The sequence below is a fragment of the Streptomyces sp. NPDC107765 genome (assembly GCF_055657085.1).
Genome location: NZ_JBVKBL010000007.1, coordinates 40,572 through 65,713, shown reverse-complemented (window position 1 = coordinate 65,713; position 25,142 = coordinate 40,572). Strand labels below are relative to the sequence as shown.

The following is a 25,142-nucleotide window of genomic DNA, read 5'->3' as shown; positions in this document are numbered from 1 at the left end:
GCCCGGCCCGCCCGACGCTCACATCCTCCCGGCGCGCCCGGCCCCCGCGGTGCGCATGCGGCCGGCGGCGTACACGCAGCCGGCCAGCGCCAGGTCGGAGAGCAGCATGAAACCGATCGAGTAGCTGCCCTTGGCGCTGTAGACGGCACCCATGACCAGCGGTGGGACGAAGCCGCCGAGGCCCCCGGCGGCGCCGACGATGCCGGTGACGGTGCCGACCCTGGCCTGTGGTGTCACCCGGGAGACGAGCGCGAAGACCGAGCCGCCGGCCGCGCCGAGGCCGGCCGCCATGGCGAGGAAGCCGACGGTGCCGACCGGGTCCAGCGGTGGGTCGAAGGCCTGGACGACGGCGAGCACGGCGACCGTGCCGAGCGCCCAGGCGGTGACCACGGCCGGGTGGACCCGGTCCGCGCACCAGCCGCCGACCGGCCGGAAGGCCACCGTGACCAGTGCGAAGCCGGCCGCCTTGGTGCCCGCGTCGGCGGCGTCGAGGTGGTACCAGGTCTGCAGGTACGTCGGGAGGTAGACGCCGAACGCGACGATGCCGCCGAAGCCGATCGCGTACAGCGCGGCCAGCTCCCAGGTGACGCGCAGCCGGCCGGCCCGGACCAGCCGGGTGGCGAGCGAGGTCTCGGGCACCGGCCGGCCCGGGTGGTCGTTGATCATCAGGGCGCCGACGACGGCGAAGAGGGCGAGGCCCACGGCGACGACGAGGTAGGGCAGGTTCTCGTCGTAGCGGTGGATGCGGGGGGTCAGATAGCCGGAGAGGGCGATGCCGCCCATGCCCATCCCGAAGATCCCCAGGGCCAGCCCCCGTTTGCGGGGTGGGAACCAGGCGTTGACGAGCGGGATGCCGATGGCGATGGTGGTGCCGCCCAGGCCGAGCAGGAAGCCGGTGCCGAGCATGGCGGCGTAGGAGTGCTTGGCGGGGATCAGCAGCAGCACGGGCACGATGGTCAGCGTCGAGACCAGCGGGAACATCACCCGGGCGCCATAGCGGTCGGTGAGCGCGCCGACCGGAACCCCGCCCAGGGAGCCGACCAGCACCGGCACCGCCACCAGGGCCGACACCTGGAGGGGGGTCAGGTCGAGGCTGCTCTTGAAGGCGTTGCCGAGCGGGGAGATGAGGTTCCACGCCCAGAAGGTGATCGTGAAGCCGAGGGTGGCGACCGCGAGGTTCCGGTAGGCCGCCAGGGTCACGGGCGCACGCTGCTCACCACGTCGGCGGCGCCGGCCAGTCCCTGGTGGATGTCCGGGGCCAGGCTGCTGTTCGCGAGGTAGAAGCCGAGCAGTGCGCACACGAGGGCGTGCGAGAACTTGAGCTTTCCGCTGCGCAGGAAGATCACGGTCAGGGTCAGCAGCAGCAGCACGACCGAGATTGAAATAGCCATGGGACGCACACCTCCTCAACCGCCGCCCGAACGGACGGCAAGGGGTGGCCAGTTTGGCGTATTTCAGGGTATGTCCGGTTCGCGGCCCGATGCTCCATCCGGGTGTTCACTGCGGGTCACCGGGCAGGAAGGACACCCGGCCACCGTGACGTGGATCACCTCACTCCCCGCAACGGAGTCGCGGCATTGCCCGTCTTAGCGGCCGACATCTCCGCCCTCCCTCACCTTCCGACGGACCACCCATGCCCCTTCGCCCCTCCCTCCGCCGCAGGCCCTGGCGCACCGGACTCGCGCTGGCCGGGGTGGTCGGCGCGGGCACGCTCACCGCATGCGGCGGCGCGGCGCCGGGCACCCAGGGCGCTTCGGTGCGGGTGACGCTGGGCGCGGCGAACGGGACCCGGACCGTCCAGGCCGGCGACCGGCTGCGGGTGACCGCGGAGGGCGGGGTACTGACCGAGGTGACGGTCTCCGATCCCCGGGGGCGGCGGCTGCCCGGCGGTCTCGGCAGCGGCGGAACCGTCTGGACCGCCCGCGCGCCGGCCGCGCCGGACACCCGGTACTCGGTCCTCGCGCGGACCAAGGACGGCCGGGGCGGCCTGGGCGCGGCCAAGGAGTCACTGACCACGGCGACGGCGGCCCGGCTCGACGCACCGGTGGTCGCGCCGGACGGGGTGGGCTCCGGGGGCGGCCGGGACCTCGCGAAGGACCGTCACCTGAACTTCACAAGCGGCCGGACATGCACCGACTCGGCTCCGGAGCGGGATTGTGGCAAGGTCCGGGTGGGTGAACCCAGTACAGTCACCGCATCCTCCGTACGAGGGAAAGACGATAGGACCATCGGGATCGGAGACTGCAGTGCCGAGCCCGTGCCCGGTGGGCGGGGAACCGCACCCTCGCGTCGAGCAGCTGACCCCTTTCAGAGCCTAGTGTGACGGAATGAGCACCGTGCAGGACCAGGATCAACTCACGGGGTGGCGGCGCTTCCGGCGCCGCGTCCCGAACGGCTTCGCCATCATCTTCAGCGTGCTGGGGCTCTTCTGCGCCCTGACGGCGCTGATCGGGCCCCTCCGGCGCGGACTCCATCCGGTGATCTACTGGCTGGACACGCTCACCATCCCGGTGCAGCCCAACTTCGCCTACGCGGTGTTCCTCTTCCTCCTGGCCGCGGCGATGACCGCGCGCAAACGCGTGGCCCTGTGGTTCGTCGTCGCCTACATGGTGCTGGTCACCCTGGCCGACGCCCTGTTCCTGGCCGCGGGCTACTGGGAGTTCGCCTTCTCGCTGGTGCTGTGCGCCGGCGCGCTGGTGCTGCTGCTGGTCTCGCACCGCGAGTTCTACGCGATCACCCGGCGCGGTGCGTTCCTGCGCGCCATCGGGGTGCTGATCGGCGGGCTCGTGGTGGCGGTGCTGATCGGCTGGGGTCTGGTGACGCTGGCGCCCGGCAGCCTGGAGGCCGGCGGCGGCAACCGCCTGCTGTGGGCGGCGAACCGGGTCTGCGGCGGGCTGGTCGGCGGCCGGCTGATCGAGGGCCATCCGCCGCACTGGACCAGCACCGTCCTCGGCCTGCTGGGTGCGCTGGCGCTGCTGAACGCGGCCCTGACGCTGTTCCGTTCGCAGCGCATGGAGGCCGCGCTGCACGGTGACGAGGAGGCCCGGATCCGGGCGCTGCTGGAGCGTTACGGCAGCCAGGACTCGCTCGGCTACTTCGCCACCCGCCGCGACAAGGCCGTGGTCTTCTCCCCCAGCGGCAAGGCCGCCGTCACCTACCGCGTCGAGGCCGGCGTCTGCCTGGCCAGCGGTGACCCGGTCGGTGACCGGGAGGCGTGGACGCAGGCGATCGAGGCCTGGCTGGAGGTCGCCGGACGGTACGGCTGGCAGCCGGCCGTGATGGGCGCGAGCGAGAGCGGCGCCAAGGCGTTCGCCCGCAGCGGGCTGGGCGCGCTCCAGCTCGGCGACGAGGCGATCCTGCACGTGAAGGACTTCGACCTGGACGGCCGGGAGATGCGGGTGACCCGCCAGGCCGTCAACCGCGTCGAGCGGACCGGCGCGAGCTTCCGGGTGCGCCGGCACTCCGCGCTGACCGACGAGGAGATGCAGGAGGTCATCCACCGGGCGGACGCCTGGCGGGACACCGAGACCGAGCGCGGCTTCTCGATGGCGCTGGACCGGCTCGGCGACCCGGAGGACGGGGACTGCCTGCTGGCCGAGGCGTTCGACGGCGACGGCAACATGATCGCGCTGCTGTCCTTCGTCCCCTGGGGCCCGGACGGCATCTCGCTGGACGTGATGCGCCGCGACCGCACCGCGCCCAACGGCGTCATGGAATTCATGGTGGCCCGGCTGTGCGCCCAGGCCGGGTCTTTCGGGGTGCGCCGGATCTCGCTGAACTTCGCGGTGTTCCGCTCCGCCTTCGAGGAGGGCGCGCGGATCGGTGCCGGCCCGGTGCTGAAGTTCTGGCGCCGGCTGCTGCTGTTCTTCTCCAAGTGGTGGCAGCTGGAGGCGCTGTACCGCTCCAACGCCAAGTACAACCCCGAGTGGTACCCGCGGTTCCTGTGCTACGCGGACGCCGGCGCACTGGCCCGGATCGGTCTGGCCTCCGGTATCGCCGAGGGCTTCGTGGCCGTACCGAGCCTGGGCAAGCTGTGGGGCAAGGGCCACAAGAAGCGGATGCTGGCCCCGGCGAGCACCGCCGGCCTGCCGTCGCTGGACGAGCTCGGGCTGGTGCAGGCGCCGCCGGCCACCGAGGAGGAGCTGCACGAGCGGGAGCTGGCCGCGCTGCCCGAGCAGGTGCGGGTCAGGCACCGCAAGCTGGAGCGGCTGCGGGCGGACGGCACCGACCCGTACCCGGTGGGCGTGGTGCGCACGCACACCCTGGGCGAGGTCCGCGCCGAGTACCCGGAACTCGCGGCCGGGGTCCGGACCGGCAAGTCCGTCAGCATCGCCGGCCGGGTGCTGCGCACCCGCGACCACGGCGGTGTGCTCTTCGCCGAGCTGCGTGACTGGTCCGGCGATCTGCAGATCGCGCTGACCCGGGACGGCACCGGCAAGGAGCTGCTGGACCGGTTCGGGTCGGACATCGACCTGGGCGACCACATCGAGGCCGAGGGTGAGATCGGCGCCAGCGACCGCGGTGAGCTGACGGTGTTCGTCACGCAGTGGCGGCTGACCGCCAAGTGCCTGCGGCCGCTGCCGGACAAGCGGCGAGGGCTGTCCGACCCGGAGGCCAAGGTCCGCCAGCGCTATGTGGACCTGGTCGTCTCGCCGGATGCCCGGGAGACCGTACGGGCCCGCAGCACGGCCGTGCAGGCGCTGCGCCAGGGGCTGATCGACCGGGGTTACCTGGAGGTCGAGACGCCGATGCTCCAGCAGATCCACGGCGGCGCCAACGCCCGCCCGTTCCACACCCACATCAACGCCTACGACCTCGACCTGTATCTGCGCATCGCCCCCGAGCTGTACCTGAAGCGGCTGTGTGTGGGCGGTATGGAGAAGGTCTTCGAGATGGGGCGGACGTTCCGCAACGAGGGCATCTCGTACAAGCACAACCCCGAGTTCACGATGCTGGAGGCGTACCAGGCGTTCGCCGACTACGACGTGATGCTCGACCTGACCCGGGAGCTGATCCAGGGTGCCGCGATCGCCGCGTTCGGCAGCGCCACCGCCCGCAAGGCGGACGCGAACGGGCGGCTGGTGGAGCACGACATCTCGGGAATCTGGCCGGTCAAGACCGTCTATGGCGCGATCTCCGAGGCGCTCGGCGAGGAGGTCGACGCGGACACCGAAGTGGAACGGCTGCGCCGGCTGTGCGGTGCCGCGGCGGTGCCGGTGAAGCCGGAGATGGGCCGCGGCGACATCGTGCTGGAGATGTACGAGCGCCTGGTGGAGGAGAAGACCCAGCTCCCCACGTTCTACAAGGACTTCCCCACCGACGTCTCGCCGCTGACCCGGCAGCACCGCAAGGACCCGCGGCTCGCCGAGCGCTGGGACCTGGTCGCGTTCGGCACCGAACTGGGCACCGCCTACTCGGAGCTGACCGACCCGGTCGAGCAGCGGCGGCGGCTGACCGCGCAGTCGCTGCTGGCGGCCGGCGGTGACCCGGAGGCGATGGAGCTGGACGAGGACTTCCTGCAGGCCCTGGAGTACGCGATGCCGCCGACCGGTGGTCTGGGCATCGGCGTGGACCGGCTGGTGATGTTCCTGACCGGTCTGTCGATCCGCGAGACGCTGCCGTTCCCGCTGGTGCGGCGGCGCTGAGCCGGACCCGGCGAGGAAGCACGCGAGAAGGCCACCACCCGTGAGGTGGTGGCCTTCTCGCATGCCGTGCGGGTCCTCAACTGCCCTGGGATACCTCGGGGTTGGCGCAGTGCGCCAGCGGTTCGCCGCGCAGGTGGCGGCCGACCTCCTCGGCGACGATCCGGGCCGCCTTGTGCGCGACCTCCTGGCTGCCGCCCGCGATGTGCGGGGTGAGCACCACGCCGGGGGCGGTCAGCAGCCGGGAGCCGGCCGGCAGCGGCTCCTCGGGGAAGACGTCGAAGGCCGCGCCGGCCAGCTGTCCGGCGTCCAGGGCGTCGCACACCGCGTCGTAGTCGAGGAGCGCGCCGCGGGCGCAGTTGACCAGGATCGCGCCGCGGCGCATCGCGGCGATCTGCTCGCGGCCGATCATGCCGCGGGTCTCGTCGGTGACCCGGGCGTGCAGGGAGACGATGCGGGAGCGGCCGAGCAGTTCGTCGAGGGTGACCTGCTCGGCGACGCCGGCCAGCGCCTCGGGACGGACGTACGGGTCGTGGACCAGGACGTGGGCGCCCATCGCGGTGAGGACCTTGGTGACCCGGCTGCCGATGGCGCCGTAGCCGATCAGGCCGACGGTGGCGCCGTCGATCTCGATGCCGCAGCGGTCGTAGTCGTAGTAGTCGCCGCGCCAGACGCCGCGGCGCAGGTCGGTGTGGGTGTCGCCGACGCCGCGGGCGGCGGCCAGCAGCAGGGTGAGGGTGTGCTCGGCGGTGGCGGTGGCGTTGCGGCCGGGGGCGTGGCAGACCGGGACGCCGTGCCGGGTGGCGGCCGCGAGGTTGACGTTGACCGGGCCGCCGCGGCTGGTGCAGAACAGCTTGAGGTCGGGGCAGTGGGCGAGGATCCGTTCGGTGAGCGGGCCGTGCTCGGTGACGCAGATCTCGACGCCGCGCAGTGCCTCGATCATCTCGTCCTCGCTGCCGGAGGCCTCGATGACCTCGCCGACCGGGCCGAAGGGGGTGTGCGGCCAGTCGTAGCGCAGCTCGCGGATGTCCAGCGGGGTGTCCCCGGCGGCCGCGCGCACGGCCTCGGCGAACAGGCCCGGGCGGATGAAGTGGTTGCCGGCGGCGAGGACGGTGGTGCTCATGGGGTCTTCTTCTCCTGGGGCGGTGGGCGTACGGCAGGTGGTCAGTACAGGGCGGGGGCCTGGGCGAGCGCCGGGGCGTTGAGGCTCAGCAGCGCGGTGCGGCCGTGCCCGTGGCGGATCTCGGTGAGGGCGCCGTTGTGGAGCCGGGGGAAGACCCGGCGGTAGTCGGGGAGCGGGATGCCCAGCAGGTGGCACAGGAGGATCCGCAGCAGGGTGGAGTGGGCGACGACCAGGATCCGGCCGTCGGGGTGGGCCCGGGCGAGGTCGGCCAGGCAGTCGGCGGCGCGTTCGGCGGCGTGCCGCGGGTGTTCGCCGTCGGGCAGGTGGTGGGCGACCGGGTCGGCGAGGAAGGCGTCGACCCGCTCGGGGAAGCGGGTGCGCATCTCGTCCCGGGTCAGGCCCTCGCCCTGGCCGAAGTCGAGCTCGGAGAGCCGTTCGTCGACGTGCGGGGTGAGCCCGCAGGCCGCGGCGGCGGGAGCGGCGGTCAGCCGGGCGCGGGAGAGCGGGGAGCTCCAGATTCCGGTCAGGTGGGCGGTGGTGGCCCAGGTGGCGAGGGTCGCGGCTTGTTCGCGGCCGAGGTCGGTGAGCGGCACGTCGGTGCGGCCGGCGTAGCGGTTCTCCGCGTGCCAGACGGTTTCGCCGTGGCGTACGAGGATGAAGTCGGTCACGGTGCGGCCCTCCTGCGGGCGTGGTCGGCCACGGCCTGGCCGAGCCAGCCACGGCGGGTGAGTTCGTCGACGAAGCGGAGGTAGACGGGGAGGCGGCGGGCGGTACGGAGCGGGTTCGGGCGGATCTCGCGGTCGATCCGGACCATCGCGGCGGCGGCGTCGGCCAGGCGGGTGCCGTCGGCGGTGGCGGCGAGCACGGCCATCCCGACGGCGCCCTCGGCCTGCTCCGGCAGCCGTACCGGACGGCCGAGGACATCGGCGCGCAGCCGGCACCAGTAGGCGTTGCGGGCGCCGCCGCCGGTGAGGGTGAGCGGCCCGTCGACCGGTGCGCCGAGGTGGTCGAGGTAGTCGAAGCAGAGCCGTTCGAGGCAGGCCACGCCGAGCAGGTGGGCGTGGAACTCCTCGGCGCGGGTGGCGGGCCGGCCGAGGAGGAAGGGCTCGGCGTCCGGTGCGCGGAAGGGGAAGCGTTCGCCGCCGGTGGAGACCAGGGGGTAGGCGACCGCTTCCGCGGCGTCCGGGTCGAGGGCGGCGGCCCGGGTGGTGAGGGCGTCGAGGTCCTCGCCGGGGAAGTGCCGGGTGAGGGCGCCGGCGCCGCTGCTGGAGGCGCCGCCGGGCAGCCAGGTGTCGTCCGGGCCGCGGTGGCAGTAGACGACGCCGGCCGGGTCGCGGACGAGGTGCCCACTGGTGCCCTTGAGGACGAGGGTGGTGCCCAGCACCGCGTTCCAGGCGCCCGGTGCCAGTGCCCCGGCGCCGATCTGTGCGGCGCAGCCGTCGGTCATGCCGGCGACGAGCGGGGTGCCTTCGGGGATGCCGGTGGCCGCGGCGGCCCGGGCGCAGACCGTGCCGAGCACCGTGCCGGGGCGGACGACGTCCGGCAACAGGCCGAGGGGGACGCCGAGTTGCCGCATGACCTCGTCCGGCCAGCGTTCCTCGACGAGGTGGTAGCCGGTCTTGAGGGCGTGGCTGGCGTCGCTGGCGACCTGGTGGCCGGCCAGCCGCCAGGTGATCAGGTCGACCTGGTGCAGCAGCCGGGCGCCGGGCGGCAGGGCGGGGCCGTGCTCCAGCAGGGCGACGAGTTTGGGCAGTGCCCAGGAGGGCTGCATGCTGCGGTAGCCGAGTTCCTGCCAGACCGCGGCGCCGGCGGTGTTGACGGCGGTGGCCTGGTCGGCGGCGCGGCCGTCGTCGTACATCAGCCCCGGGGTGAGCGGGGTGCCGTGGGCGTCGGCGAGCAGGAGGGTGCCGGAGGTGCCGTCGATCGCCAGGCCGCGGATCCGGCGGGGGTCGAGGCCGGTCAGTGCCTCCCGGCAGGCCGCGGCGAGCGCCTGCCACCACTCCTCGGGGTCCTGTTCGTGCCGGTTGCCGTCGCGCCGGCCGGTCAGCGGGCGGGCGGCGGTGGCCAGGACCCGTCCGGTGCCGTCGACGGCGGCGCAGCGGGCGCTCTGGGTGCCGAGGTCGAGGCCGAGCCAGACGCCGTCGGGGTCGGGGGCGGTGGCCGGGGCGCGGCCGGTGGGGTGCGGGTCAGACAAGGGTGCCTCCAGGGGCGGCGTCGGGCGTGCCGGCGGGGCGGGCGGGGGCCTCGGTGGGGCGGCCGGGGGCCTCGGCGCGGCGGGTGGTGCTGCCGTGCCAGGCCGCGGTGCCGCGCCAGCCGGCCCCGCGGGTCAGCTCGCGCCAGCGCAGGAAGTCCTCGTACAGCGCGGCGTAGAACTCCGCGCGCTCCGGCTCGGGCTCCCAACTCCGTTGCATCCGGACGTACTTGGCGGCGGCGCTGTGCATGCTGGTCTCGGCGCCGGTGCGGACCAGACCGGTGAGGAAGGCGCCCTTGGCGCCGAGTTCGGTGTCGCCGGAGCGGGCGGTGGGCATGCCGGTGGCGTCGGCGATCAGGGCGCACCAGGCGTCGCTGTTGGCGCCGCCGCCGCACAGCCGCAGTTCGCTGATGTCCGTGCGGGCGGCGGCGAGCGAGTCCCGCAGGACCAGCGAGAGCCCGTCGAAGACCGCGCGGGCCAGGTCGGCGGGGGTGTGTTCCAGGGACAGGCCCCAGAACGAGCCGCGGGCGCCCGGGTCGAGGAACGGGGCGCGTTCGCCCGCCGGGGACAGGTAGGGCAGGAACATCAGCCCGCGCGCCCCCGGCTGCGACTCGAAGGCCAGCTGGGCCAGTTCCGGCGGGCCGGGGAGGTGGAGCAGCCGGGCCGCCCAGCCGAGGACCTCGGCGCCGTTGAGGGTGGGGAAGGCGCGCAGCACCCGTTCCCGGCCGCGGTAGGCGATGTGGATGCCGGACGGTTCGCCGGTGGTGTCGATTCCGGTGGTGACGATCTCGGTGCACAGGGTCGTGCCGAGGATGCTGCAGGCCTGGCCGGGGTTGACCACGCCGACCCCGCGGGCGGTGGCGGCGATGTCGTACGGCGCCATCACGACCGGGAGGCCGGCCGGCAGCCCGAGTTCGTCCGCGGCCGTGGTGGTGAGTTCGGCGATCCGCCGGTCCTCGGCCAGGACGGTGGGCAGCAGCCCCTCGTACGCGCCGAGGCCGAACAGGTCGATGATCTGCGGGTCGTAGGTGCCGGTGGCGTGGTCGAGGAAGGGGGCGGAGGCGTCGGACTCGTCGCTGGCGCGGACGCCGGTGAAGCGGAGGAAGAGCCAGCCGGCGGCGGTGAGCGAGGTGGCCGAGCGGGCGAGGCGGTCCGGGTCATGGGCGGCCAGCCAGCTGAAGATCGCGTTGGGCATGCCGGCGCAGGTCAGCGAGCCGTTGCGGCGGAACGCGGCTTCCAGGACGCCGTCCCGCTGCCAGGCGGTGAGGTGGTCCCCGGCGCGGCCGTCGGACCACAGGACGGCGGGTCCGGTGGGGCGGCCGCGGTCGTCGACGAGCCAGGCGCCGTCGCCCTGCGCGGTGAAGGACACCAGCCACACCGGGTCGGCCAGGCCGTCCAGCACGGTGCGGACGGTGTCGACGACCGCGCTCCAGACGCCGTCCATGTCCTGTTCGGCCCAGCCGGGGTGCGGGCGGAGGACCTCGGTGGCGCGGCGGGCGACGGCGATCTCGGTGCCCTGGTCGTCGAAGACCACGGACTTGATCACCGTGGTCCCGACGTCGATGGTCAGTACGGACATCAGTGCGTCCCTCTCATGCCGGGGCCGAGGCGGCGGCGGGCTCGGGGCCGCGCCGCGCGGTGTCGGCGGTGCCCGGCTCGTCCGGCAGCTTCAGGAAGTGGGCCAGTGCCCAGCTCACCGCGTACATCCCCGCGAAGATCCAGACCACCCCTTCGACGCCGAGCGGGCCGACGAAGAGCGCGACGACCGCGGGGCCGACGAAGGTACTGGCGCCCGCGCCGAGGTTCAGGGCGGCCAGTGCCTGGCCCTGGTGCCGCGGCTCAAGAGTGGGCACCAGCGCCGAAAGCGGTACATAACCCGCCAGCGTAGCGCCGTAGAACGCGGCGACCAGGAGGGCCAGCGAGAAGTTCGCGCCGGCGGCGTGCGGGACGTAGAAGAGCAGCAGGGTGCTGACCGTGCAGCCGGCGCCGCCGAACCAGGCGATGGTGCGGCGCCAGCCGAAGCGGTCCCCGACCACGCCGAACAGCAGGTTGGCGAAGATGTTGGTGGCGAACATCGCGCTGAGCAGGTGCAGCCACTGGGTGAGGGTGAAGCCGACGGTCCGGGTGAAGTGGATCGGCAGGATCACGAAGAAGCCGAACTGGGACGCGGTGTTGATGACCCGGACGACCGAGCCGACGCCGACCCGGGGGTTGCGCCACAGGATCGTGATGCTGCCGACGAGGGTGGCCACCGGTCCCTGGCCGTCCCCGTCCCCGCGCGGCCGTCTGCCGCCGCGGTCGTCGCGGACCAGCAGCAACGCGATCAGTCCGCCGGCGGCGACCAGCACGAGCGCGGCCCACAGGGTGGCGTAGGCGCCGATGTGCGGGATGAGGCCGCTGGCGACGAGCGAGCCGAGGGTGGGCAGCCCGCCGGTGAAGGCGAACCAGAACCAGCCCATGGCGGTGCCGAGCCGGGCCCGCGGCGCCACCCCGGCGATCCAGACCAGGAAGCCGTACGCGAACAGCGGATAGCCCAGCCCGCGCAGGCCGTAGCCGAACATCATCAGCGGATAGCTGCCCAGCGGGAGGGCGACGGTCAGGAAGAGCAGCTGGAAGACGCCCCAGATGCCCAGGCCGGCCCACATCACACGGCGCGGGCCCCACAGGTCGGAGAGCACTCCGGAGAGCCAGGCGGCGATGCCGGCCGCGATCCCGTAGACGGTGAACAGCAGGGCCACCCGGGACTCGGAGAGGTGCTGGTCCAGGAGGTACGGCGAGAGGTACCCGGACTCGACCCCGTCTCCGATCATGAAGAGCAGCAGTCCGAGGTAGCCCCAGGCGAGGGTCGGTGGAATGCCCAGGCGGGTGGTCAGTGAACGCGGCGGAGAGTTCGTCATCGGAATCTCCCTTTCTGCGGCGGCTGCGGCGGCTCAGCAGGGCGAAGGGGGGTGGACGCAGCGATGGAACCGCCGTGCGGAAAGCGCCGTCAATGGCCGCCGGAATCTTCGCACCACCGCTCCGACCAGCCGTGTTGCGTCGTTGCGGAACCGCATGTGGACACCGTGACGGGCGGGCGCGCAGTGTGAAATCCGTGCGAACATAACGCGGCGAATTCACCCGGCGGGTGCCCGCGGGGACGCCGCCGGCACAAAAGGGAGCTAAGCCATGGACCGGGTCGAGGCCCAGGAGGAGCGGCGCCGCCGGATGCGCGAGACCGTCATCGCCCGCGGATTCGTGCGCACCGCGGACCTCGCCGAGGAGTACGGCATCAGCCTGATGACCGCGCACCGCGATCTGGACGCGCTGCAGGCGCAGGGCTGGCTGCGCAAGGTCCGCGGCGGGGCGACCGGGCTGCCGTCCGCGCAGTTCCACGGCAGCGTCGCCGAGCGGATGGCGACCATGGCGCACACCAAGCAGCAGCTGGCGCGGGCCGCCGCGACGCTGCTGGTCCCTGGGCAGACGGTGCTGCTCGACGACAGCACGACCTGTCTGCTGCTGGCCCACCAGGTCGCCGAGCACACCCCGCTGACCGTGATCACCAACTCCCTGCCGGCCATCACCACCCTGGCCAAGGAGCCCGGGATCTCGCTGATCACCCTGGGCGGCGCCTACTTCCCCGCCTACGACGCGTTCATGGGCCCGTACACCGCCGACGCGGTACGGGCCTTCCGTGCCGATGTGCTCTTCCTGTCGACCACGGCGGTCACCAACGGCCGCTGCTACCACACCTCACCGGAGACCGTGCAGGTCAAGCGCGCCATGATGGAGAGCGCCGGCCGCCGCATCCTGGTCGCCGACCACACCAAGTTCGCCAAGGGCGGCCTGTACGCCCTCGCCCCGCTGACCGACTTCGACCTGCTGATCGTCGACGACGGCCTACCGACGGACGAGATCCGACGGGTCCGGGCGGCGGGCACGGAGGTGATGGTGGTGGAGGGGAGGGGATAACAGCCCCCGCACCGAGGGGCGCCCGTGCCGGGAATACCTCCCCAACTCCCTGCGTTGTGGGCCCAACAGGGGGCTCGCGTAACCCTTAGGGGATCCGTTCGACTCCCCCTTACGGGTAGCCTCACTCCCCGCGGCTCCCCGTTGCCGTCCTCCCTTTACGGGCCTCACCACCCGCGTGGCAGGCCGCCCCCGGCGTCCCGGATCACCACCTGGCCCGCCACGGCTGACCGGCCCCGGCGAGCCGGATGATCACCCGGCCAGGCCCATCAGCGACGGGTCCTCGGCCAGTTCGCGCAGGGCCGCCCGCGGATCCGGCAGCAGCTTGCGCTCCGCAAGGTCCAGTACTCCGCAGACCGCGCTGACCTCGGCGGCCACCGTCCCGTCCGTCCTGCGGACGGTCTGCTCGATCCGGAAGGTCCGGCCCTCGCCCCATACGAAGGCGCAGCTCACGTCGACCTCGTCGCCGGCCCGCAGCTCCCGCCGGTAGCGGATGGTGGTCTCCAGGGTCACGGGCCCGATGCGCCGGTCCACCATGGCGCTCTGCCGGATGCCGCTCGCCTGGAGCAGCGACCAGCGGGCGTGCTCGGCGTACTGGAGGTAGACACTCTGGTTGAGATGGCCCTGGGTGTCCGTCTCGTATCCCCGTACGGTGACCCGCACGGCGAACGGCTCCGCCGCCTCCGGCCCGGCCACCGGCTCCCCCGCTCCCGCCACCGTCACTCCCACTGCCACTCCCCGCGATTCCCTGGCCATGGCGATGACCGTCGGTGGCCCATCGTAGGCGCGGGTGATCGACGCCGGGGGGCTTTTGGTCCTGCCGGGGGCCGGGCGGGTCAGCCGGGCCGGGCCGTACCGGGCCGTGCGGTGCCGCGGGCCCGTCAGGGGCTCCCCGTCTTCAGGCGGAGGTTCCACTTGGTGAGGGGCTTGGTGATGGGCTGGAAGATGGTGACGGTGTCGCCGCCGAAGTTGCCGCAGGTCGCGGCGCCGCCGCCGGAGTGGACGCCGACCGCCATCGGGGCGTTGGGCTGGGTGACGTAGGAGCCGCCCGAATCCCCGGCCGCGGAACAGGCGTTGGTGTAGCCGAGCCCGTCGATGATCGTGGTGCCGTAGTCCACGGTCTGGTCGACCCGGGTGATCTCCCCGCAGTGCCAGCCGCTGGACTGCCCCGAGCGGCAGATCGACATGCCGGCCAGTCCCTCCTGCGAGCCGGTGACGGCGACGGGCGTGCCGCCCTGCCCGGCCACCGCCGAGCCGACGGTCCACCCCGGCTGATCGACCCGGACCAGCCCGAAGTCGCCCTCGTGGCCGTTGACGCTGTAGTTGCCGCCCGGATTGGAGGTTCCCATCCGGGTGCCGTCCTTGCCGAACGCGGCCTGATCGGGTGTCAGGGTGCAGTGGCCGGCCGTCAGGAAGCCCTGGAACCCCTGCGGGCCGGTCACCGAGAAGCCGATCGAGCAGATGCCCTCGTTGCCGGGCATCCAGCGCTCGCCGCCGACGACCGTGCCGCCCTGCTGGCGCGGCGTCTGGTTGCTGCGTTCGACGGTGATCCTCACCTTGGCGCGGGTGCCCAGGTCGCGGAGGCCCTTCTCGAAGGCGTCGGTCCGGGCGGTGTGCCTGGTGCGGTCGACGCGGACCACGAGACCGTTGGCCCGCTCGTCCACGCCCCAGCCGGTGACCCCGGGGACGCCCTTGCCGACCCGGCCGGCGACCTTGTGCACCAGCGCGGTCAGCACGGCGCGGCTGTGCCGTACGGTCTTGGGGATCGCGCCGGCCGCCTTCACCCGCTGGGCGTCGGCGGGGCCGGTCACCGCGACGACGAGCTTGCCGCTCGTCCTGTCGAACCACATCCCGGCGGGCGGCGTGGCGAGCGCCCGGCGGACCGCGGCCGCGGCGCGGTGCGCGTCGGCCTCCTGCGCGAGCCGGGTGCGCACCTGTTCCGCGGTCAGCCGGAGGTCCCGGCGCATCGCGTCGAGCAGACCGCGCGGGGCGGGCCGGTGCGTGGGCTTGGGGAGCGGTACGGAGTGCGCCGGGCCGAGCGGGCCGACGGTCGCCATGACGGCGGCGACGGCCGCGCACCGTAGTGCTGCCTTGCGGAAGCGGGGTTCCATCGGGGGTCTCCTCGCGGTGTCGGGTGCACGTCGGATCCGATGGGCCGAGCGTGCGGGACACCGGCGCGGGCGGCACGAGGAGATCCCCCGCATCATGGGGGAATGACCACCGATCGGAGCCGCCAAGTCCCCGCTGTGCACGGCCCGGTGGCCTTCGGGGACCTGCCGCCCGCGCTGCGCAACGTGACCTACTCGGGCGCCCGCCATCCGGGAGCGACGGCACCTGAATGCCCGTCAGGTGGGAACGGCCCGGGCGGCTTCGACGGCCTGGGCGGTCCGGGCGGTCCGGGTGATCCGGGCGGTTTCGGTGGTCCTGGTGGCCCGGGCGGTTTCGCCGAGCTGGCCGGGGGCGCCAACTGCCAGCGCTACGCGTACGCCGTGCTGCGCCACTTCGGGCTGGAGGTGCCGCCGTTGCGCTCGGCGGAGTTGTGGGCGGACACCCGGGCGACCCGGCGGGCCGGGCGTCCGCGGCCGCTGGACCTGGTGCTCTTCGACGCCGGGCCGAACGGTGACCGGCCCGAGGGGTACGGCGCCCATGTGGGCGTGCACCTGGGACCCGACGCGGTGCTGCATCTCTGCCGGGAGGTGGGCCGGCCCGCGGTCTGGTGCTACGCGGACTTCGCGGCGCGGACGCGGTACGCGCGGTTCCTCGGGGTCAAGCGGGTGCGGGGCGCGACGCCGGACCGGTGAGCACCCCGGGCGCCGGGCCCCTCAGAACCCTCCGTCGCCCCCGCCGCCGAAGCCGCCCCCGTCGAACCCGCCGCCGTCCCCGAAGCCACCGCCGTCGCCGAAACCGCCGCTGAAGTCGTCGGGGTTGAAGTCGGCGCCCGAGTAGTCGCCGCCGTCGACGCCCGCGGGCCCGCCGAAGTCGGCGCCGTAGGCGGAGGAGGACATCATGACGTTGCCGAGCAGCGTGCCGACGAGCAGGCCGGGCAGCAGGCCGCCGCCGAAGTAGCCGCCGGCCCAGGGGGCGTACGCCGGGCCCGCGTCCCAGTACGGGCGGTCGCCGCTCTCGGTGCGGACCGTGCGGGCCAGCGGCTCGCGGCCGTCGTCCAGCCGGCTCTTGTCCGCGGCGCAGACCGGGACGATGCGCTCGGCGCCGCCGGGCGGGGCCCAGGCGACGTCGACGACGGACGGGCCGTGCCGCGGGTCGAAGAAGCAGGGCAGCCGGCGCTCGGGCAGCGGCCGGCCCTCGCGGCGCGCGGCGAGCGTGGCCAGCGAGAACCGGCCGTCCTCCAGGGCCCGGGTCACCGCCTGGACGTCGCCGGGGTGCTGGGCCGCCGCCATCGCCGACTTCGCGTTCTCGTACGCGTCCAGCGCGTGGCTGTAGTCCGCACGCATCGCATCGTCGGCGCCGGGCTCGTCGGGCCGGAAGTCGAGCCGGTCGAGTTCCTCGCCGAAGGCGGTGATGTCCTCGTCGACGACGGTCCGCAGCTGCTCCAGCGCGGCCCGCTCCTCCTCCTGGCGCCGCCGGCGGTTGCGGCGGGCGATGGCGTACGCGCCGCCGCCCCCGACGACCAGCAGCACGCCGAGGCCGATCGCGGTCCCCGAGTCGAAGCCGGCGCCGCCGGTGCCGCCCCAGGAGTCGGGGGCGTGGCCGCGGGCCGACTGGTTGGCGGTGTCGACGAAGCTGTTCAGCCGCTCGCCGACGGTCGGGTAGGTGGTGCTCTTCACCGACGCGACGAGGTTCTGCACCGCGTTGCGGGACATCACCTGCGGGTCGGCGCCGGCGTTGAAGCCGTTGCCGAGTTCGACGGCGTAGACCCCGGCGATGCCGACCTTGGTGCGCAGGGCCCGCAGCAGGGTGCTGGGCGGGTAGTCCGCGGTGCGCGGCAGCACGGCCACGAAGACCGGCTTGTCGGCGTCCTTGATCTTCTTGGCCAGCGCGTCCGCGTCGGCCGTGGAGAACTGCCCCGCGGCGCGCGGATCGACGTAGACCGGGCCCTTCTTCAGGGCGGCCGCGGCATCGTCCAGACCGCCCGCGGCGTGCGCGCCGGGCGCCAGCACGGCGGCCACCGCCAGCAGCGCGGCCACCAGCAGCAGAACGGGTCCGATCAGCGCACGGCGAGTTGCGGTGTTCATGGGTTCGACGCTACCCGAACCGCACTTTCAGGACATCACCGGTCGGGTTCGGGACATCATCGGTCGGGTTCGGGACCCTCGCACGTCGGGTGCGGGACGTCTCCGGTCGAGGTGCCCTGACGGGTCCGGGTCGGGGGGATTCTCCTGCCCCGCCCGGGGTCTGTCGCGTCGGAAATGGCCATCGGGGTGGTCGCTCCGCGCGTCGTTTTTGGCGGTCGGAGTGCCGGGGATGCTCCGGCTCGTCCCTCCCCCGAGGAAACGAGGAGACGATGTCCAGGGCGATCTCGATAGCCACGAACCTCGCCGTCGCCGTTGCCGCCACCGCCGTCGGTTGCATGACGGTGGTCACCCTGGCGCCGGGGAATCCGGACGACGGAACGAGCCGGTTCCGGTCCGTGAGCGCGCCGGCCGCGGCGGCCGGGCCGGGCGGTCCGGCGGCGCGGGCCGCCACCTCCGCCCTCGGCGTGCGCGCCGGCCGCCCGGGCGCCTCCGGACCGGCCGGACCGGATGCGGGGGCGGGACCGGAGGCGATGACCGGGCCGGACGCGGTGGCCGGAGCGGACGCGATGACCGGGCCCGATGCGGTGGCCGTGGGCGGGCGGATCGAGGTGACCGCGCCGCCGGCCGGTCTCAGCTACCGCCCGCACGGCAGCCTCCCGGTCGCCTGGAAGAACAGCACCGGGCGGCAGGTGGACGTCTGGCTCAACGCCGGGATGGGCCACGGCCGGCCGCCGCAGCGGCTGGCCGTGGTGGCGCCCAAGGCGGGCGACGGGCCGACGGGCGAGGCGCTGGTGACACTGCCCCAGGTGCCGCCGGGACCGCACTACTTCCTGGAGGTGGCCACCGCCGGTGACGCCGCGGTCCACGCGTTCAGCAAGCCCTTCGCCGTCACCGGCTGACCGGGGGAATACCCTCCACCCGGCCGACGTTGGGGCCCCGAAGGGGGGCGTCCGTCCCCTACGGGATCTGTTCGACCACCCCCTACGGGCCCCTCGCCGCGCACCCCCTACGGCGCCCCCAGGTCGACCAGCGCCGCCAGCGCCTCCTGGTGGCGGCCCGGGGTGCCCAGGGTGAGCTCGTCGCTCTTGGCCCGCTTGAGGTAGAGGTGGGCCGGGTGTTCCCAGGTCATGCCGATCCCGCCGTGGAGTTGGATGCATTCCTCGGCGGCGCGGACCGCGACCGGCGCGCAGTACGCCTGGGCGACGGCCACCGCCACCGGGGCGTCCGGACTGCCGGTGGCCAGGGCGTCCGCGGCGTTGCGGGCCGCGGCGCGGGCCGAGGCGACCTCCAGCCAGAGGGCGGCCATCCGGTGCTTGAGCGCCTGGAACGAGCCCACCGGGCGGCCGAACTGGGTGCGCTCGGCCGTGTGGCGCACGGTTTCGGCCAGGCACCACTCGGCGATGCCGAGTTGTTCGGAGGCGAGCAGTCCGGCCCCGGTGAGCAGGGCCTTTCCGACGGCTTCCCGGGCCCGGTCGCCGGTGGCCAGCAGGCGGCCGCGGGCGCCGTCGAGGCCGACGTGGGCCAGCGGGCGGGTGAGGTCGAGCGGGGTGACGCGCTCGGTGCGTACGCCGTCCGCCGCGGCCTCGACCGCGAACAGGGCGGGGCCCTCGGGGCCCTGGGCGGGGACCAGCAGCAGGTCGGCGGCCGCGGCGTCGGCGACCGAGGTCACCCGGCCGGTCAGCGTGCCGTCCGCGGCGGCCCGTACGGTCGGTCCGGGCGCGCTGCCCGGCGCGGTGGTCAAGGGGACGGCGAGCGCGCCGACGGTGGTGCCGGCGGCGAGCGCGGTCAGTGCCCCGGCCACCTCGGCGTCCTCGTGGTCGCAGCCGAGCAGGGCGGTCACCGCGAGGACCGCGCTGGTCAGGTAGGGGACGGGCGCGACGGCGCGGCCCAGTTCCTCCAGGACGACGGCGGCCTCGCGGGTGCCGGCGCCCGCGCCGCCGAACTTCTCAGGGACCAGCAGGCCGGCGGTGCCGATCTCGGTGGCGAGCGACCGCCACAGCGCGGCGTCGTAGGGGACGTCCGACTCGATGGCGGCGAGCACGGTGGCCGGATCGCAGCGGTCGGTGAGCAGTGCCCGTACGGCGTCGCGCAGGGCTTCCTCGTCGTCGGAGTAGAGGAGGTCGGGGTCGGGTGCCGGGGCGTCGGCGGGGCGGGTCTCGGTGGTCATCGGGGGAGGTCCTTCCACGCGACGTCCTTGTCGGTGCGCGGCTCGGGCGGCAGGCCCAGTACGCGTTCGGCGACGATGTTGAGCAGCACTTCGGAGGTGCCTCCCTCGATGGAGTTCCCCTTGGCGCGCAGATAGCGGTAGCCGGCCTCGCGCCCGGTGAAATCGACGCCCTCGGGGCGGCGCATGGTCCAGTCGTCGTAGGTCAGTCCGTCCTCGCCGAGGAACTCCACCTCCCAGCCGCTGATCTGCTGGGCGAGCCGGGCGAAGGCCAGTTTCATGCCGCTGCCCTCGGGGCCGGGCTGGCCCTTGGTGAGCTGCTGGCGCAGCCGTTCGCCGGTGAGCCGGGCGACCTCGGCGTCCACCCAGAGGGTCAGCAGCCGCTGGTGCAGGTCGTGGGTGCGCAGTTCGGGGCGGGCGCGCCAGTCGGCGGCGGCGACGCCGATCATGCCGCCTTCGCGGGGGATCCGGTTGCCGCCGATGGCGACCCGTTCGTTCATCAGCGTGGTCTGGGCGACCTTCCAGCCCTCGCCCACCTCGCCGAGGCGGTGGGCGTCGGGGATGCGGACGCCGGTGAGGAAGACCTCGTTGAACTCGGCCTCGCCGGTGATCTGGCGCAGCGGCCGCACCTCGACGCCGGGGTCGGTCATATCGCAGACGAAGTAGCTGATGCCGCGGTGTTTGGGCAGGTCGGGGTCGGTGCGGGCGATGAGGATGGCCCAGCGGGCCAGGTGTGCACTGGAGGTCCACACCTTCTGGCCGTCGACCACCCAGTGGTCGCCCTCCCGGACCGCGCGGGTGGCGAGGGCCGCGAGGTCGGAGCCGGCGCCGGGTTCGCTGAACAGCTGGCACCAGACTTCCTCGCCGGTCCACAGGGGGCGCAGGAAGCGCTGTTTCTGTTCGTCGGTGCCGAACCGGAGGATGGTGGGGGCGGCCATGCCGAGGCCGATGCCGATCCGGCCGGGGTCGTTGCCGGGTGCGCCGGCGGCGGCCAGTTCGGCGTCCACGACGGCCTGCAGCGAGCGGGGCGCGTCCAGGCCGCCGAGGCCGGCGGGGAAGTGCACCCAGGCCAGTCCGGCGTCGAAGCGGGCGCGCAGGAAGTCCAGCCGGTCGGTGGTGGCGGGCGGGTGCGCGGCGAGGAGGGCGGCGGTGCGGCGGCGGAGGTCTGCGGCGTCGGTCATCGTGCCTCCTCGGGGGTGGGGACGACGACGAGGCGGCCGACGGAGGTGCCGTCGGCGACGCGCTGGACGGCGTCGGCGGCCTCCGCCAGCAGGACCCGGTCGCCGATCAGTGGCTTGATCGCGCCCTGGGTGGCGAGTTCGGTGAGTTCCTTGTGGCAGGCGTCGACCGCGGCCGGGTCCTTGGTGTTGTAGAGGCCCCAGTGCAGACCGAGGATGGCGTAGTTCTTCACCAGGGCGTGGTTGAGGGCCGGGGAGGGGATGGTGCCGCCGGCGAAGCCGACGACGAGGAGGCGGCCTTCGAAGGCGATGCACTTGGTGGACTTGGTGTAGGCGTCGCCGCCCACGGGGTCGTAGACGACGTCGGCGCCGCGGCCGCCGGTGGCGTCCTTCACGGCGGCGACGATGTCGTCGGTGTGCCGGTCGAGGACCAGGTCGCAGCCGAGTTCCCGGGCGGTGCGGGCCTTGTCGGCGCCGCCGACCACGCCGATGACCCGGGCGCCGGCGGCCTTGCCGAGCTGTACGGCGGCGCTGCCGACGCCGCCGGCCGCGGCGTGCACCAGCAGGGTTTCGCCGGCCTGGAGGCGGGCGCGGCGGTGCAGGCCGAACCAGCCGGTCTGGTAGCCGATGTGGAGTGCGGCGGCCTCGGCGTCGTCCAGGGCCTCGGGTGCGGGGCGTACGGTCGCGGCGTCGGCCACCGCGAGTTCGGCGAAGCCGCCGGCCGGCAGCGGCGGCTGGGCCAGGACGCGGGTGCCGGGTTCCGCGTCGGCGCCCTCGCCGGCGGCGAGCACCTCGCCGCAGATCTCCACGCCGGGGGTGAACGGCAGTGGCGGCCGCACCTGGTAGTGGCCGCGGCAGAGCAGTGCGTCGGGGAAGTTGACGTTGGCGGCCCGTACCCGCAGCAGCAGCTGCCCCGGCCCCGGCTGGGGGTCCGGTACCTCCTCCAGCCGCATCACTTCACGCGGCTCGCCGTTCGCGTGTACACGCCATGCCTTCACCTGGTGCCTCCGAAAGATGTGGGTACGCCGGTGGGGCGGGGGCCGCGCCGGCTCCTCGCCATGGGCATACTAAGCGGTCGGTATCTCGGGGGGAACAGGAAATCGGCCCGGTGAGGGAACGGTCTCAGCCTGGTACTCACAGGGTCAGGCTGCGGCCCGCGCGATGGCGGAGACTGGCGGGCATGGACGTACCCGCGAGCGACGCACCCGCCATGGACCGGCCCACCGAGTTGGGGGATTTCCTGCGCACCCGCCGGGCCCGGCTCCGCCCGGAGGACGTCGGCCTGGTCTCCTACGGCGGGCGGCGCCGGGTCCCGGGCCTGCGCCGTGAGGAGCTGGCGCAGCTGGCCGGGGTCAGCGTCGCGTACTACACGCGGCTGGAGCAGGGGCAGAGCCACCAGGCCTCGGAGGGGGTGCTGGAGGCGCTGGCCCGTGCGCTGCGGTTGTGCCCCGACGAGCAGGCGTATCTGCGGGAGCTGGCCCGGCCGGCCCGGGCGCGCCGGCGGCCGGCGGTCCGCCACGACAAGGTCCGTCCGGGGGTGCGGCGGCTGCTCGCGGCCATGGCGGACGTACCGGCGGTGGCGCTCGGGCCGCGCTTCGAGATCCTGGCCTGGAACCGCCTCGGGCACGCGCTGATCGCCGGGCATCTGGAGGTGACGAGTCCCGACCGTCCGCTGGACCGCCCCAATGCGCAGCGGTTGCTCTTCCTCGACCCGCACACCCGTGAGCTGTACCCGGACCGGGAGGAGGAGCTGCGGCGCGCGGTCTCGGCGCTGCGGGTGGCCGCCGGGCAGCGGCCGGACGATCCCCAACTGACCGCGCTGATCGGTGAGTTGTCGATGAAGAGCACGGAGTTCAGCGCGCTGTGGTCCCGGCACGCCGTGCGCAACTGCACCTTCGGCTGCAAGCGGTTCCACCATCCGCTGGTGGGTGAGCTGGTGCTGGACTTCGAGATGATGCGGACACCGGACGGTTCCGGGCAGGGCGTGCTGATGTACACGGCCGAGGAGGGGTCGCCGTCCGAGGCGGCGCTGCGGCTGCTCGCGGCGGAGTGCGGGCCGGACGTCCGGGTCCTCGAACCCGAGCGTCCATAGGGCTGGTCCGTGCCCCATAGCGGCACCCGACGGCTCCCCTGACGCACCGTCAGCGCGGCCGGACGGGCGGGGCGGGGAGCCGGTGGGGTGGGTCCCACCGCTGCCGTCAGGTGCGTCCCGCGCGCTGCTGGGCGTCCCGGAGGGCGGCGGACGGGGTGGCCCACCTGGCCCGGACGACCGTGAAGCCGGCCGCTTCGAAGGCGTCGCAGACCTGCTCGTCGTCGTCGACGACCTGGCGGATCTCGCGGTGCCGGGCGATCCGGCGCAGCGTCTCCAGCTTGGTGTGCCGGGCCGGGCGCCGGTCGTGGTCGGGCCGCATCCACACCTCGCCCGTCGGCAGGCCGTGCCGGGCCAGCCAGTCCAGGGTGTCGCGGCGGCAGCGCTCGGGGCGGCCGGTGAGGTAGCCGACCTCGCTGTCCTCGGCGCTGCGCAGCGCCAGCGCCACACCCTCGCCGAGCGGGGGGTCGTCGGCGGCCGCGGCGAAGAAGGCCGGCCAGTCGCGTGGGGTGCGCCGCAGCCAGTGCTGCCGGTGGCCGGTGTCGGCAAGGGTGTTGTCGAGGTCGAAGAGGGCGAGGGGTCGCTGCGTCATGCCGTGGTCGCCTTCCGTCGGTGGGTTTCGCCGGACCCGTGGGCCCCGTCGTCCCCGTTGGCCGCGCCGGTTTCGGGGCGGGTGACCGCGATCCGGCCGGAGGCGATGGCCTGGGCGACGGAGAGGCGGTCGTGGGCGAGGTCGGCGCAGGTCGCGGTGTCGGTCCGGAGCCGGACGTCGGGGTGCTCGGCGGGGCCGTCGGCGTAGCCGGGGCCGGTGTCGCCGGAGAGCAGGACGTGGAACCGGCCCTCGTCGAGGGTGATGTCGACGACGTCGGTGCCGTCGGTGAAGTGCCCGGCGAGCCGGGTGAGGAGGGGGACCGCGAACCAGTGGGCGCGCACCGCGTCGGTCGGGCGCTTCGTGTCGAGGGCGGGGGCGCCCCAGTCGGCGAGGGCGGTGAGCGCGGGCAGCAGGGCCCGGCCGCGGTCGGTGAGGGCGTAGACGGAGGCGGCGCCGGGCGGGGCGAGCCGGCGGCGGGTGACCAGGCCGTCGCGTTCCATGTCCTTCAGGCGGGAGGCGAGCATGTCCGTGCTGACGCCGGGGAGATCGGCGTGCAGGTCGGTGTAGCGCCGGGAGCCGCCGAGGAGTTCCCGGACGATCAGGAGGGTCCAGCGGTCGCCCACGGCGTCCAGGGCCCGGGCGACGGCACAGTACTGGTCATAGCTTCGGCGCGGCATGGCTCCAGCATAGACAGAGGTTGGACTTTCCAAGTCGCGACTTGGTAAAACCAAGTACGGTGTGATGACGACGAGTGCTGCCGCGCCGCGCGGCGGGCGAGGACCGGGAGGCCGCCGCATGCAGTTCAAGCAGTCCAGCAAGATGGCCGACGTCTGCTACGAGATCCGCGGGCCGGTGATCGAGCACGCGGACGCGCTGGAGGAGGCCGGGCACAGCGTGCTGCGGCTGAACACCGGCAATCCGGCGCTGTTCGGCTTCGAGTGCCCCGAGGAGATCCTGCAGGACGTGATGCGCAACCTCTCCCGCGCACACGGCTACACCGAGTCCCGGGGCATCCTCTCGGCCCGCCGCGCGGTGGCCCAGCACTACCAGGAGAACGGCCTGCCGGACGTCGGCGTCGACGACATCTACCTCGGCAACGGTGTCTCCGAACTCGTCTCGATGGCGGTCCAGGCGCTGCTCGACGACGGTGACGAGGTCCTCATCCCGGCCCCCGACTTCCCGCTCTGGACGGCCGTCACCACCCTCGCCGGCGGCAAGGCCGTGCACTACCTCTGCGACGAGTCCGCAGACTGGCTGCCGGACCTCGACGACCTCGCCTCGAAGATCACCGACCGGACCCGGGCGATGGTCATCATCAACCCCAACAACCCGACCGGCGCGGTCTATCCGCGCGAGCTGCTGGAGGGCATGCTCGACCTCGCCCGGCGCCACCAGCTGATGGTCTTCGCCGACGAGATCTACGACCGGATCCTCTACGACGACGAGGTCCACCACCACGCCGCGGTGCTCGCCCCCGACCTGGTCTGCCTGACCTTCAGCGGCCTGTCCAAGTCCTACCGGGTGGCCGGCTTCCGCTCCGGCTGGCTGGTGGTCTCCGGCCCCAAGCAGCACGCCGCCGACTACCTGGAGGGCCTGGGCACCCTCGCCTCGATGCGGCTGTGCCCGAACGCGCCCGCGCAGTACGCCATCCAGGCGGCGCTGGGCGGCCGGCAGTCCATCAAGGACCTGGTGCTGCCGGGCGGCCGGCTGCGCGAGCAGCGCGACGTGGCCTGGGAGCGGCTCAACGAGATCCCGGGCGTCTCCTGCGTCAAGCCCAGGGGCGCCCTCTACGCCTTCCCGCGCCTCGACCCGGCCGTCCACAGGATCCACGACGACGAGAAGTTCGTGCTGGACCTCCTGCTGCGGGAGAAGATCCAGGTCGTCCAGGGCACCGGCTTCAACTGGCCGCGCCCGGACCACTTCCGCATCCTCACCCTGCCGCACGCCGACGACCTCGACGCCGCCATCCGCCGGATCGGCCGTTTCCTGGCCGGATACCGTCAGTGACGCCCGGGGGCCGGCAGC

Annotated in this window: 22 protein-coding genes; 7 read left to right on the top strand and 15 right to left on the bottom strand. The window is 73.8% G+C overall.

Annotated features, from left to right (window positions below):
* Positions 1–18: 18 nt before the first annotated feature.
* Positions 19–1,200 (bottom strand): MFS transporter, encoded by a 1,182-nt coding sequence (locus tag ACZ7MX_RS18615; protein WP_472133397.1) that lies wholly within the window; start codon positions 1,198–1,200, stop codon positions 19–21.
* The gene (locus tag ACZ7MX_RS18610; protein WP_030412106.1) at positions 1,197–1,391 is read right to left on the bottom strand and encodes a hypothetical protein; all 195 of its coding nucleotides are present in this window, start codon (positions 1,389–1,391) and stop codon (positions 1,197–1,199) included. The genes ACZ7MX_RS18615 and ACZ7MX_RS18610 overlap by 4 nt, the downstream gene beginning before the upstream one ends.
* A gap of 242 nt (positions 1,392–1,633) precedes the next feature.
* Between ACZ7MX_RS18610 and ACZ7MX_RS18605 the strand changes: the two genes are divergently transcribed.
* Positions 1,634–2,323, top strand: a complete 690-nt coding sequence (locus ACZ7MX_RS18605; RefSeq protein WP_472133395.1) for an Ig-like domain-containing protein — start codon at positions 1,634–1,636, stop codon at positions 2,321–2,323.
* 4 nt (positions 2,324–2,327) lie between these two features.
* Complete coding sequence (gene lysX, locus ACZ7MX_RS18600; protein ID WP_472133393.1) at positions 2,328–5,645, top strand: bifunctional lysylphosphatidylglycerol synthetase/lysine--tRNA ligase LysX; 3,318 nt, start codon at positions 2,328–2,330, stop codon at positions 5,643–5,645.
* Positions 5,646–5,721: 76 nt separating this feature from the next.
* Here lysX and ACZ7MX_RS18595 read toward each other — a convergent pair whose 3' ends face one another.
* Genes ACZ7MX_RS18595 through ACZ7MX_RS18575 form a run of 5 tightly spaced genes read right to left on the bottom strand, consistent with a single transcriptional unit; the run spans position 5,722 to position 11,853 of the window.
* Complete coding sequence (locus ACZ7MX_RS18595; protein ID WP_472133391.1) at positions 5,722–6,765, bottom strand: 2-hydroxyacid dehydrogenase; 1,044 nt, start codon at positions 6,763–6,765, stop codon at positions 5,722–5,724.
* A 41-nt stretch (positions 6,766–6,806) separates the two neighbouring features.
* Entirely contained in the window at positions 6,807–7,433 is a 627-nt protein-coding gene (locus tag ACZ7MX_RS18590) for a histidine phosphatase family protein (RefSeq protein ID WP_472133389.1), read from the bottom strand.
* The gene (locus ACZ7MX_RS18585; protein ID WP_472133387.1) at positions 7,430–8,959 is read right to left on the bottom strand and encodes an FGGY family carbohydrate kinase; all 1,530 of its coding nucleotides are present in this window, start codon (positions 8,957–8,959) and stop codon (positions 7,430–7,432) included. The genes ACZ7MX_RS18590 and ACZ7MX_RS18585 overlap by 4 nt, the downstream gene beginning before the upstream one ends.
* Positions 8,952–10,535 carry an FGGY family carbohydrate kinase gene (locus tag ACZ7MX_RS18580; RefSeq protein WP_472133385.1) on the bottom strand — a complete coding sequence of 528 codons (1,584 nt, stop codon included), beginning with the start codon at positions 10,533–10,535 and terminating at the stop codon, positions 8,952–8,954. The genes ACZ7MX_RS18585 and ACZ7MX_RS18580 overlap by 8 nt, the downstream gene beginning before the upstream one ends.
* Positions 10,536–10,548: 13 nt before the next feature.
* Positions 10,549–11,853 carry an MFS transporter gene (locus ACZ7MX_RS18575; protein WP_472133383.1) on the bottom strand — a complete coding sequence of 435 codons (1,305 nt, stop codon included), beginning with the start codon at positions 11,851–11,853 and terminating at the stop codon, positions 10,549–10,551.
* 268 nt (positions 11,854–12,121) lie between these two features.
* Here ACZ7MX_RS18575 and ACZ7MX_RS18570 point away from each other — a divergent pair, with 268 nt between their 5' ends.
* Positions 12,122–12,904 carry a DeoR/GlpR family DNA-binding transcription regulator gene (locus ACZ7MX_RS18570; RefSeq protein WP_472133381.1) on the top strand — a complete coding sequence of 261 codons (783 nt, stop codon included), beginning with the start codon at positions 12,122–12,124 and terminating at the stop codon, positions 12,902–12,904.
* A gap of 249 nt (positions 12,905–13,153) precedes the next feature.
* Here the strand turns inward: ACZ7MX_RS18570 and ACZ7MX_RS18565 are convergent, their stop codons facing one another.
* Complete coding sequence (locus ACZ7MX_RS18565) at positions 13,154–13,657, bottom strand: acyl-CoA thioesterase (protein ID WP_472133379.1); 504 nt, start codon at positions 13,655–13,657, stop codon at positions 13,154–13,156.
* Positions 13,658–13,782: 125 nt separating this feature from the next.
* Positions 13,783–15,012 (bottom strand): S1 family peptidase, encoded by a 1,230-nt coding sequence (locus ACZ7MX_RS18560; RefSeq protein WP_472133377.1) that lies wholly within the window; start codon positions 15,010–15,012, stop codon positions 13,783–13,785.
* Between the two features lie 102 nt (positions 15,013–15,114).
* Between ACZ7MX_RS18560 and ACZ7MX_RS18555 the strand changes: the two genes are divergently transcribed.
* Complete coding sequence (locus ACZ7MX_RS18555; RefSeq protein ID WP_472133375.1) at positions 15,115–15,702, top strand: cell wall hydrolase; 588 nt, start codon at positions 15,115–15,117, stop codon at positions 15,700–15,702.
* A 21-nt stretch (positions 15,703–15,723) separates the two neighbouring features.
* On the opposite strand, the gene ACZ7MX_RS18550 is transcribed toward ACZ7MX_RS18555, so the two are convergent.
* Positions 15,724–17,094: a hypothetical protein gene (locus ACZ7MX_RS18550; RefSeq protein WP_472133373.1), complete on the bottom strand. Its 1,371-nt coding sequence runs from the start codon at positions 17,092–17,094 to the stop codon at positions 15,724–15,726.
* Positions 17,095–17,363: 269 nt separating this feature from the next.
* Between ACZ7MX_RS18550 and ACZ7MX_RS18545 the strand changes: the two genes are divergently transcribed.
* Positions 17,364–17,993: a hypothetical protein gene (locus ACZ7MX_RS18545; RefSeq protein ID WP_472133371.1), complete on the top strand. Its 630-nt coding sequence runs from the start codon at positions 17,364–17,366 to the stop codon at positions 17,991–17,993.
* A 107-nt stretch (positions 17,994–18,100) separates the two neighbouring features.
* Here ACZ7MX_RS18545 and ACZ7MX_RS18540 read toward each other — a convergent pair whose 3' ends face one another.
* From ACZ7MX_RS18540 to ACZ7MX_RS18530, 3 genes are read right to left on the bottom strand one after another with little or no spacing between them, the layout of a single operon-like run.
* Entirely contained in the window at positions 18,101–19,261 is a 1,161-nt protein-coding gene (locus ACZ7MX_RS18540) for an acyl-CoA dehydrogenase family protein (RefSeq protein ID WP_472133369.1), read from the bottom strand.
* Positions 19,258–20,439, bottom strand: a complete 1,182-nt coding sequence (locus ACZ7MX_RS18535; RefSeq protein WP_472133367.1) for an acyl-CoA dehydrogenase family protein — start codon at positions 20,437–20,439, stop codon at positions 19,258–19,260. The genes ACZ7MX_RS18540 and ACZ7MX_RS18535 overlap by 4 nt, the downstream gene beginning before the upstream one ends.
* Positions 20,436–21,434, bottom strand: coding sequence for an NADPH:quinone oxidoreductase family protein (locus tag ACZ7MX_RS18530; protein ID WP_472133365.1), 999 nt, complete (start codon positions 21,432–21,434; stop codon positions 20,436–20,438). The genes ACZ7MX_RS18535 and ACZ7MX_RS18530 overlap by 4 nt, the downstream gene beginning before the upstream one ends.
* Before the next feature lie 212 nt (positions 21,435–21,646).
* Between ACZ7MX_RS18530 and ACZ7MX_RS18525 the strand changes: the two genes are divergently transcribed.
* Positions 21,647–22,528 (top strand): helix-turn-helix transcriptional regulator, encoded by an 882-nt coding sequence (locus ACZ7MX_RS18525; RefSeq protein ID WP_472133967.1) that lies wholly within the window; start codon positions 21,647–21,649, stop codon positions 22,526–22,528.
* A gap of 106 nt (positions 22,529–22,634) precedes the next feature.
* Here the strand turns inward: ACZ7MX_RS18525 and ACZ7MX_RS18520 are convergent, their stop codons facing one another.
* Positions 22,635–23,117 carry a phosphatase domain-containing protein gene (locus ACZ7MX_RS18520; RefSeq protein ID WP_472133363.1) on the bottom strand — a complete coding sequence of 161 codons (483 nt, stop codon included), beginning with the start codon at positions 23,115–23,117 and terminating at the stop codon, positions 22,635–22,637.
* Complete coding sequence (locus tag ACZ7MX_RS18515) at positions 23,114–23,794, bottom strand: winged helix-turn-helix transcriptional regulator (protein WP_472133361.1); 681 nt, start codon at positions 23,792–23,794, stop codon at positions 23,114–23,116. The genes ACZ7MX_RS18520 and ACZ7MX_RS18515 overlap by 4 nt, the downstream gene beginning before the upstream one ends.
* A gap of 118 nt (positions 23,795–23,912) precedes the next feature.
* On the opposite strand from ACZ7MX_RS18515, the gene ACZ7MX_RS18510 reads away from it, so the two are divergent.
* Positions 23,913–25,124 carry a pyridoxal phosphate-dependent aminotransferase gene (locus ACZ7MX_RS18510; protein WP_472133359.1) on the top strand — a complete coding sequence of 404 codons (1,212 nt, stop codon included), beginning with the start codon at positions 23,913–23,915 and terminating at the stop codon, positions 25,122–25,124.
* Positions 25,125–25,142 lie beyond the last annotated feature (18 nt).

Excerpts from the sequence above, each read along its gene's own strand:
- ACZ7MX_RS18610 (WP_030412106.1), bottom strand. The coding sequence starts at position 1,391 with ATGGCTATTTCAATCTCGGTCGTGCTGCTGCTGCTGACCCTGACCGTG.
- ACZ7MX_RS18605 (WP_472133395.1), top strand. The coding sequence starts at position 1,634 with ATGCCCCTTCGCCCCTCCCTCCGCCGCAGGCCCTGGCGCACCGGACTC.
- lysX (WP_472133393.1), top strand. The coding sequence starts at position 2,328 with ATGAGCACCGTGCAGGACCAGGATCAACTCACGGGGTGGCGGCGCTTC.
- ACZ7MX_RS18595 (WP_472133391.1), bottom strand. The coding sequence starts at position 6,765 with ATGAGCACCACCGTCCTCGCCGCCGGCAACCACTTCATCCGCCCGGGC.
- ACZ7MX_RS18580 (WP_472133385.1), bottom strand. The coding sequence starts at position 10,535 with ATGTCCGTACTGACCATCGACGTCGGGACCACGGTGATCAAGTCCGTG.
- ACZ7MX_RS18575 (WP_472133383.1), bottom strand. The coding sequence starts at position 11,853 with ATGACGAACTCTCCGCCGCGTTCACTGACCACCCGCCTGGGCATTCCA.
- ACZ7MX_RS18570 (WP_472133381.1), top strand. The coding sequence starts at position 12,122 with ATGGACCGGGTCGAGGCCCAGGAGGAGCGGCGCCGCCGGATGCGCGAG.
- ACZ7MX_RS18565 (WP_472133379.1), bottom strand. The coding sequence starts at position 13,657 with ATGGCCAGGGAATCGCGGGGAGTGGCAGTGGGAGTGACGGTGGCGGGA.
- ACZ7MX_RS18560 (WP_472133377.1), bottom strand. The coding sequence starts at position 15,012 with ATGGAACCCCGCTTCCGCAAGGCAGCACTACGGTGCGCGGCCGTCGCC.
- ACZ7MX_RS18555 (WP_472133375.1), top strand. The coding sequence starts at position 15,115 with ATGACCACCGATCGGAGCCGCCAAGTCCCCGCTGTGCACGGCCCGGTG.
- ACZ7MX_RS18550 (WP_472133373.1), bottom strand. The coding sequence starts at position 17,094 with ATGAACACCGCAACTCGCCGTGCGCTGATCGGACCCGTTCTGCTGCTG.
- ACZ7MX_RS18545 (WP_472133371.1), top strand. The coding sequence starts at position 17,364 with ATGTCCAGGGCGATCTCGATAGCCACGAACCTCGCCGTCGCCGTTGCC.
- ACZ7MX_RS18540 (WP_472133369.1), bottom strand. The coding sequence starts at position 19,261 with ATGACCACCGAGACCCGCCCCGCCGACGCCCCGGCACCCGACCCCGAC.
- ACZ7MX_RS18535 (WP_472133367.1), bottom strand. The coding sequence starts at position 20,439 with ATGACCGACGCCGCAGACCTCCGCCGCCGCACCGCCGCCCTCCTCGCC.
- ACZ7MX_RS18525 (WP_472133967.1), top strand. The coding sequence starts at position 21,647 with ATGGACCGGCCCACCGAGTTGGGGGATTTCCTGCGCACCCGCCGGGCC.
- ACZ7MX_RS18520 (WP_472133363.1), bottom strand. The coding sequence starts at position 23,117 with ATGACGCAGCGACCCCTCGCCCTCTTCGACCTCGACAACACCCTTGCC.
- ACZ7MX_RS18515 (WP_472133361.1), bottom strand. The coding sequence starts at position 23,794 with ATGCCGCGCCGAAGCTATGACCAGTACTGTGCCGTCGCCCGGGCCCTG.
- ACZ7MX_RS18510 (WP_472133359.1), top strand. The coding sequence starts at position 23,913 with ATGCAGTTCAAGCAGTCCAGCAAGATGGCCGACGTCTGCTACGAGATC.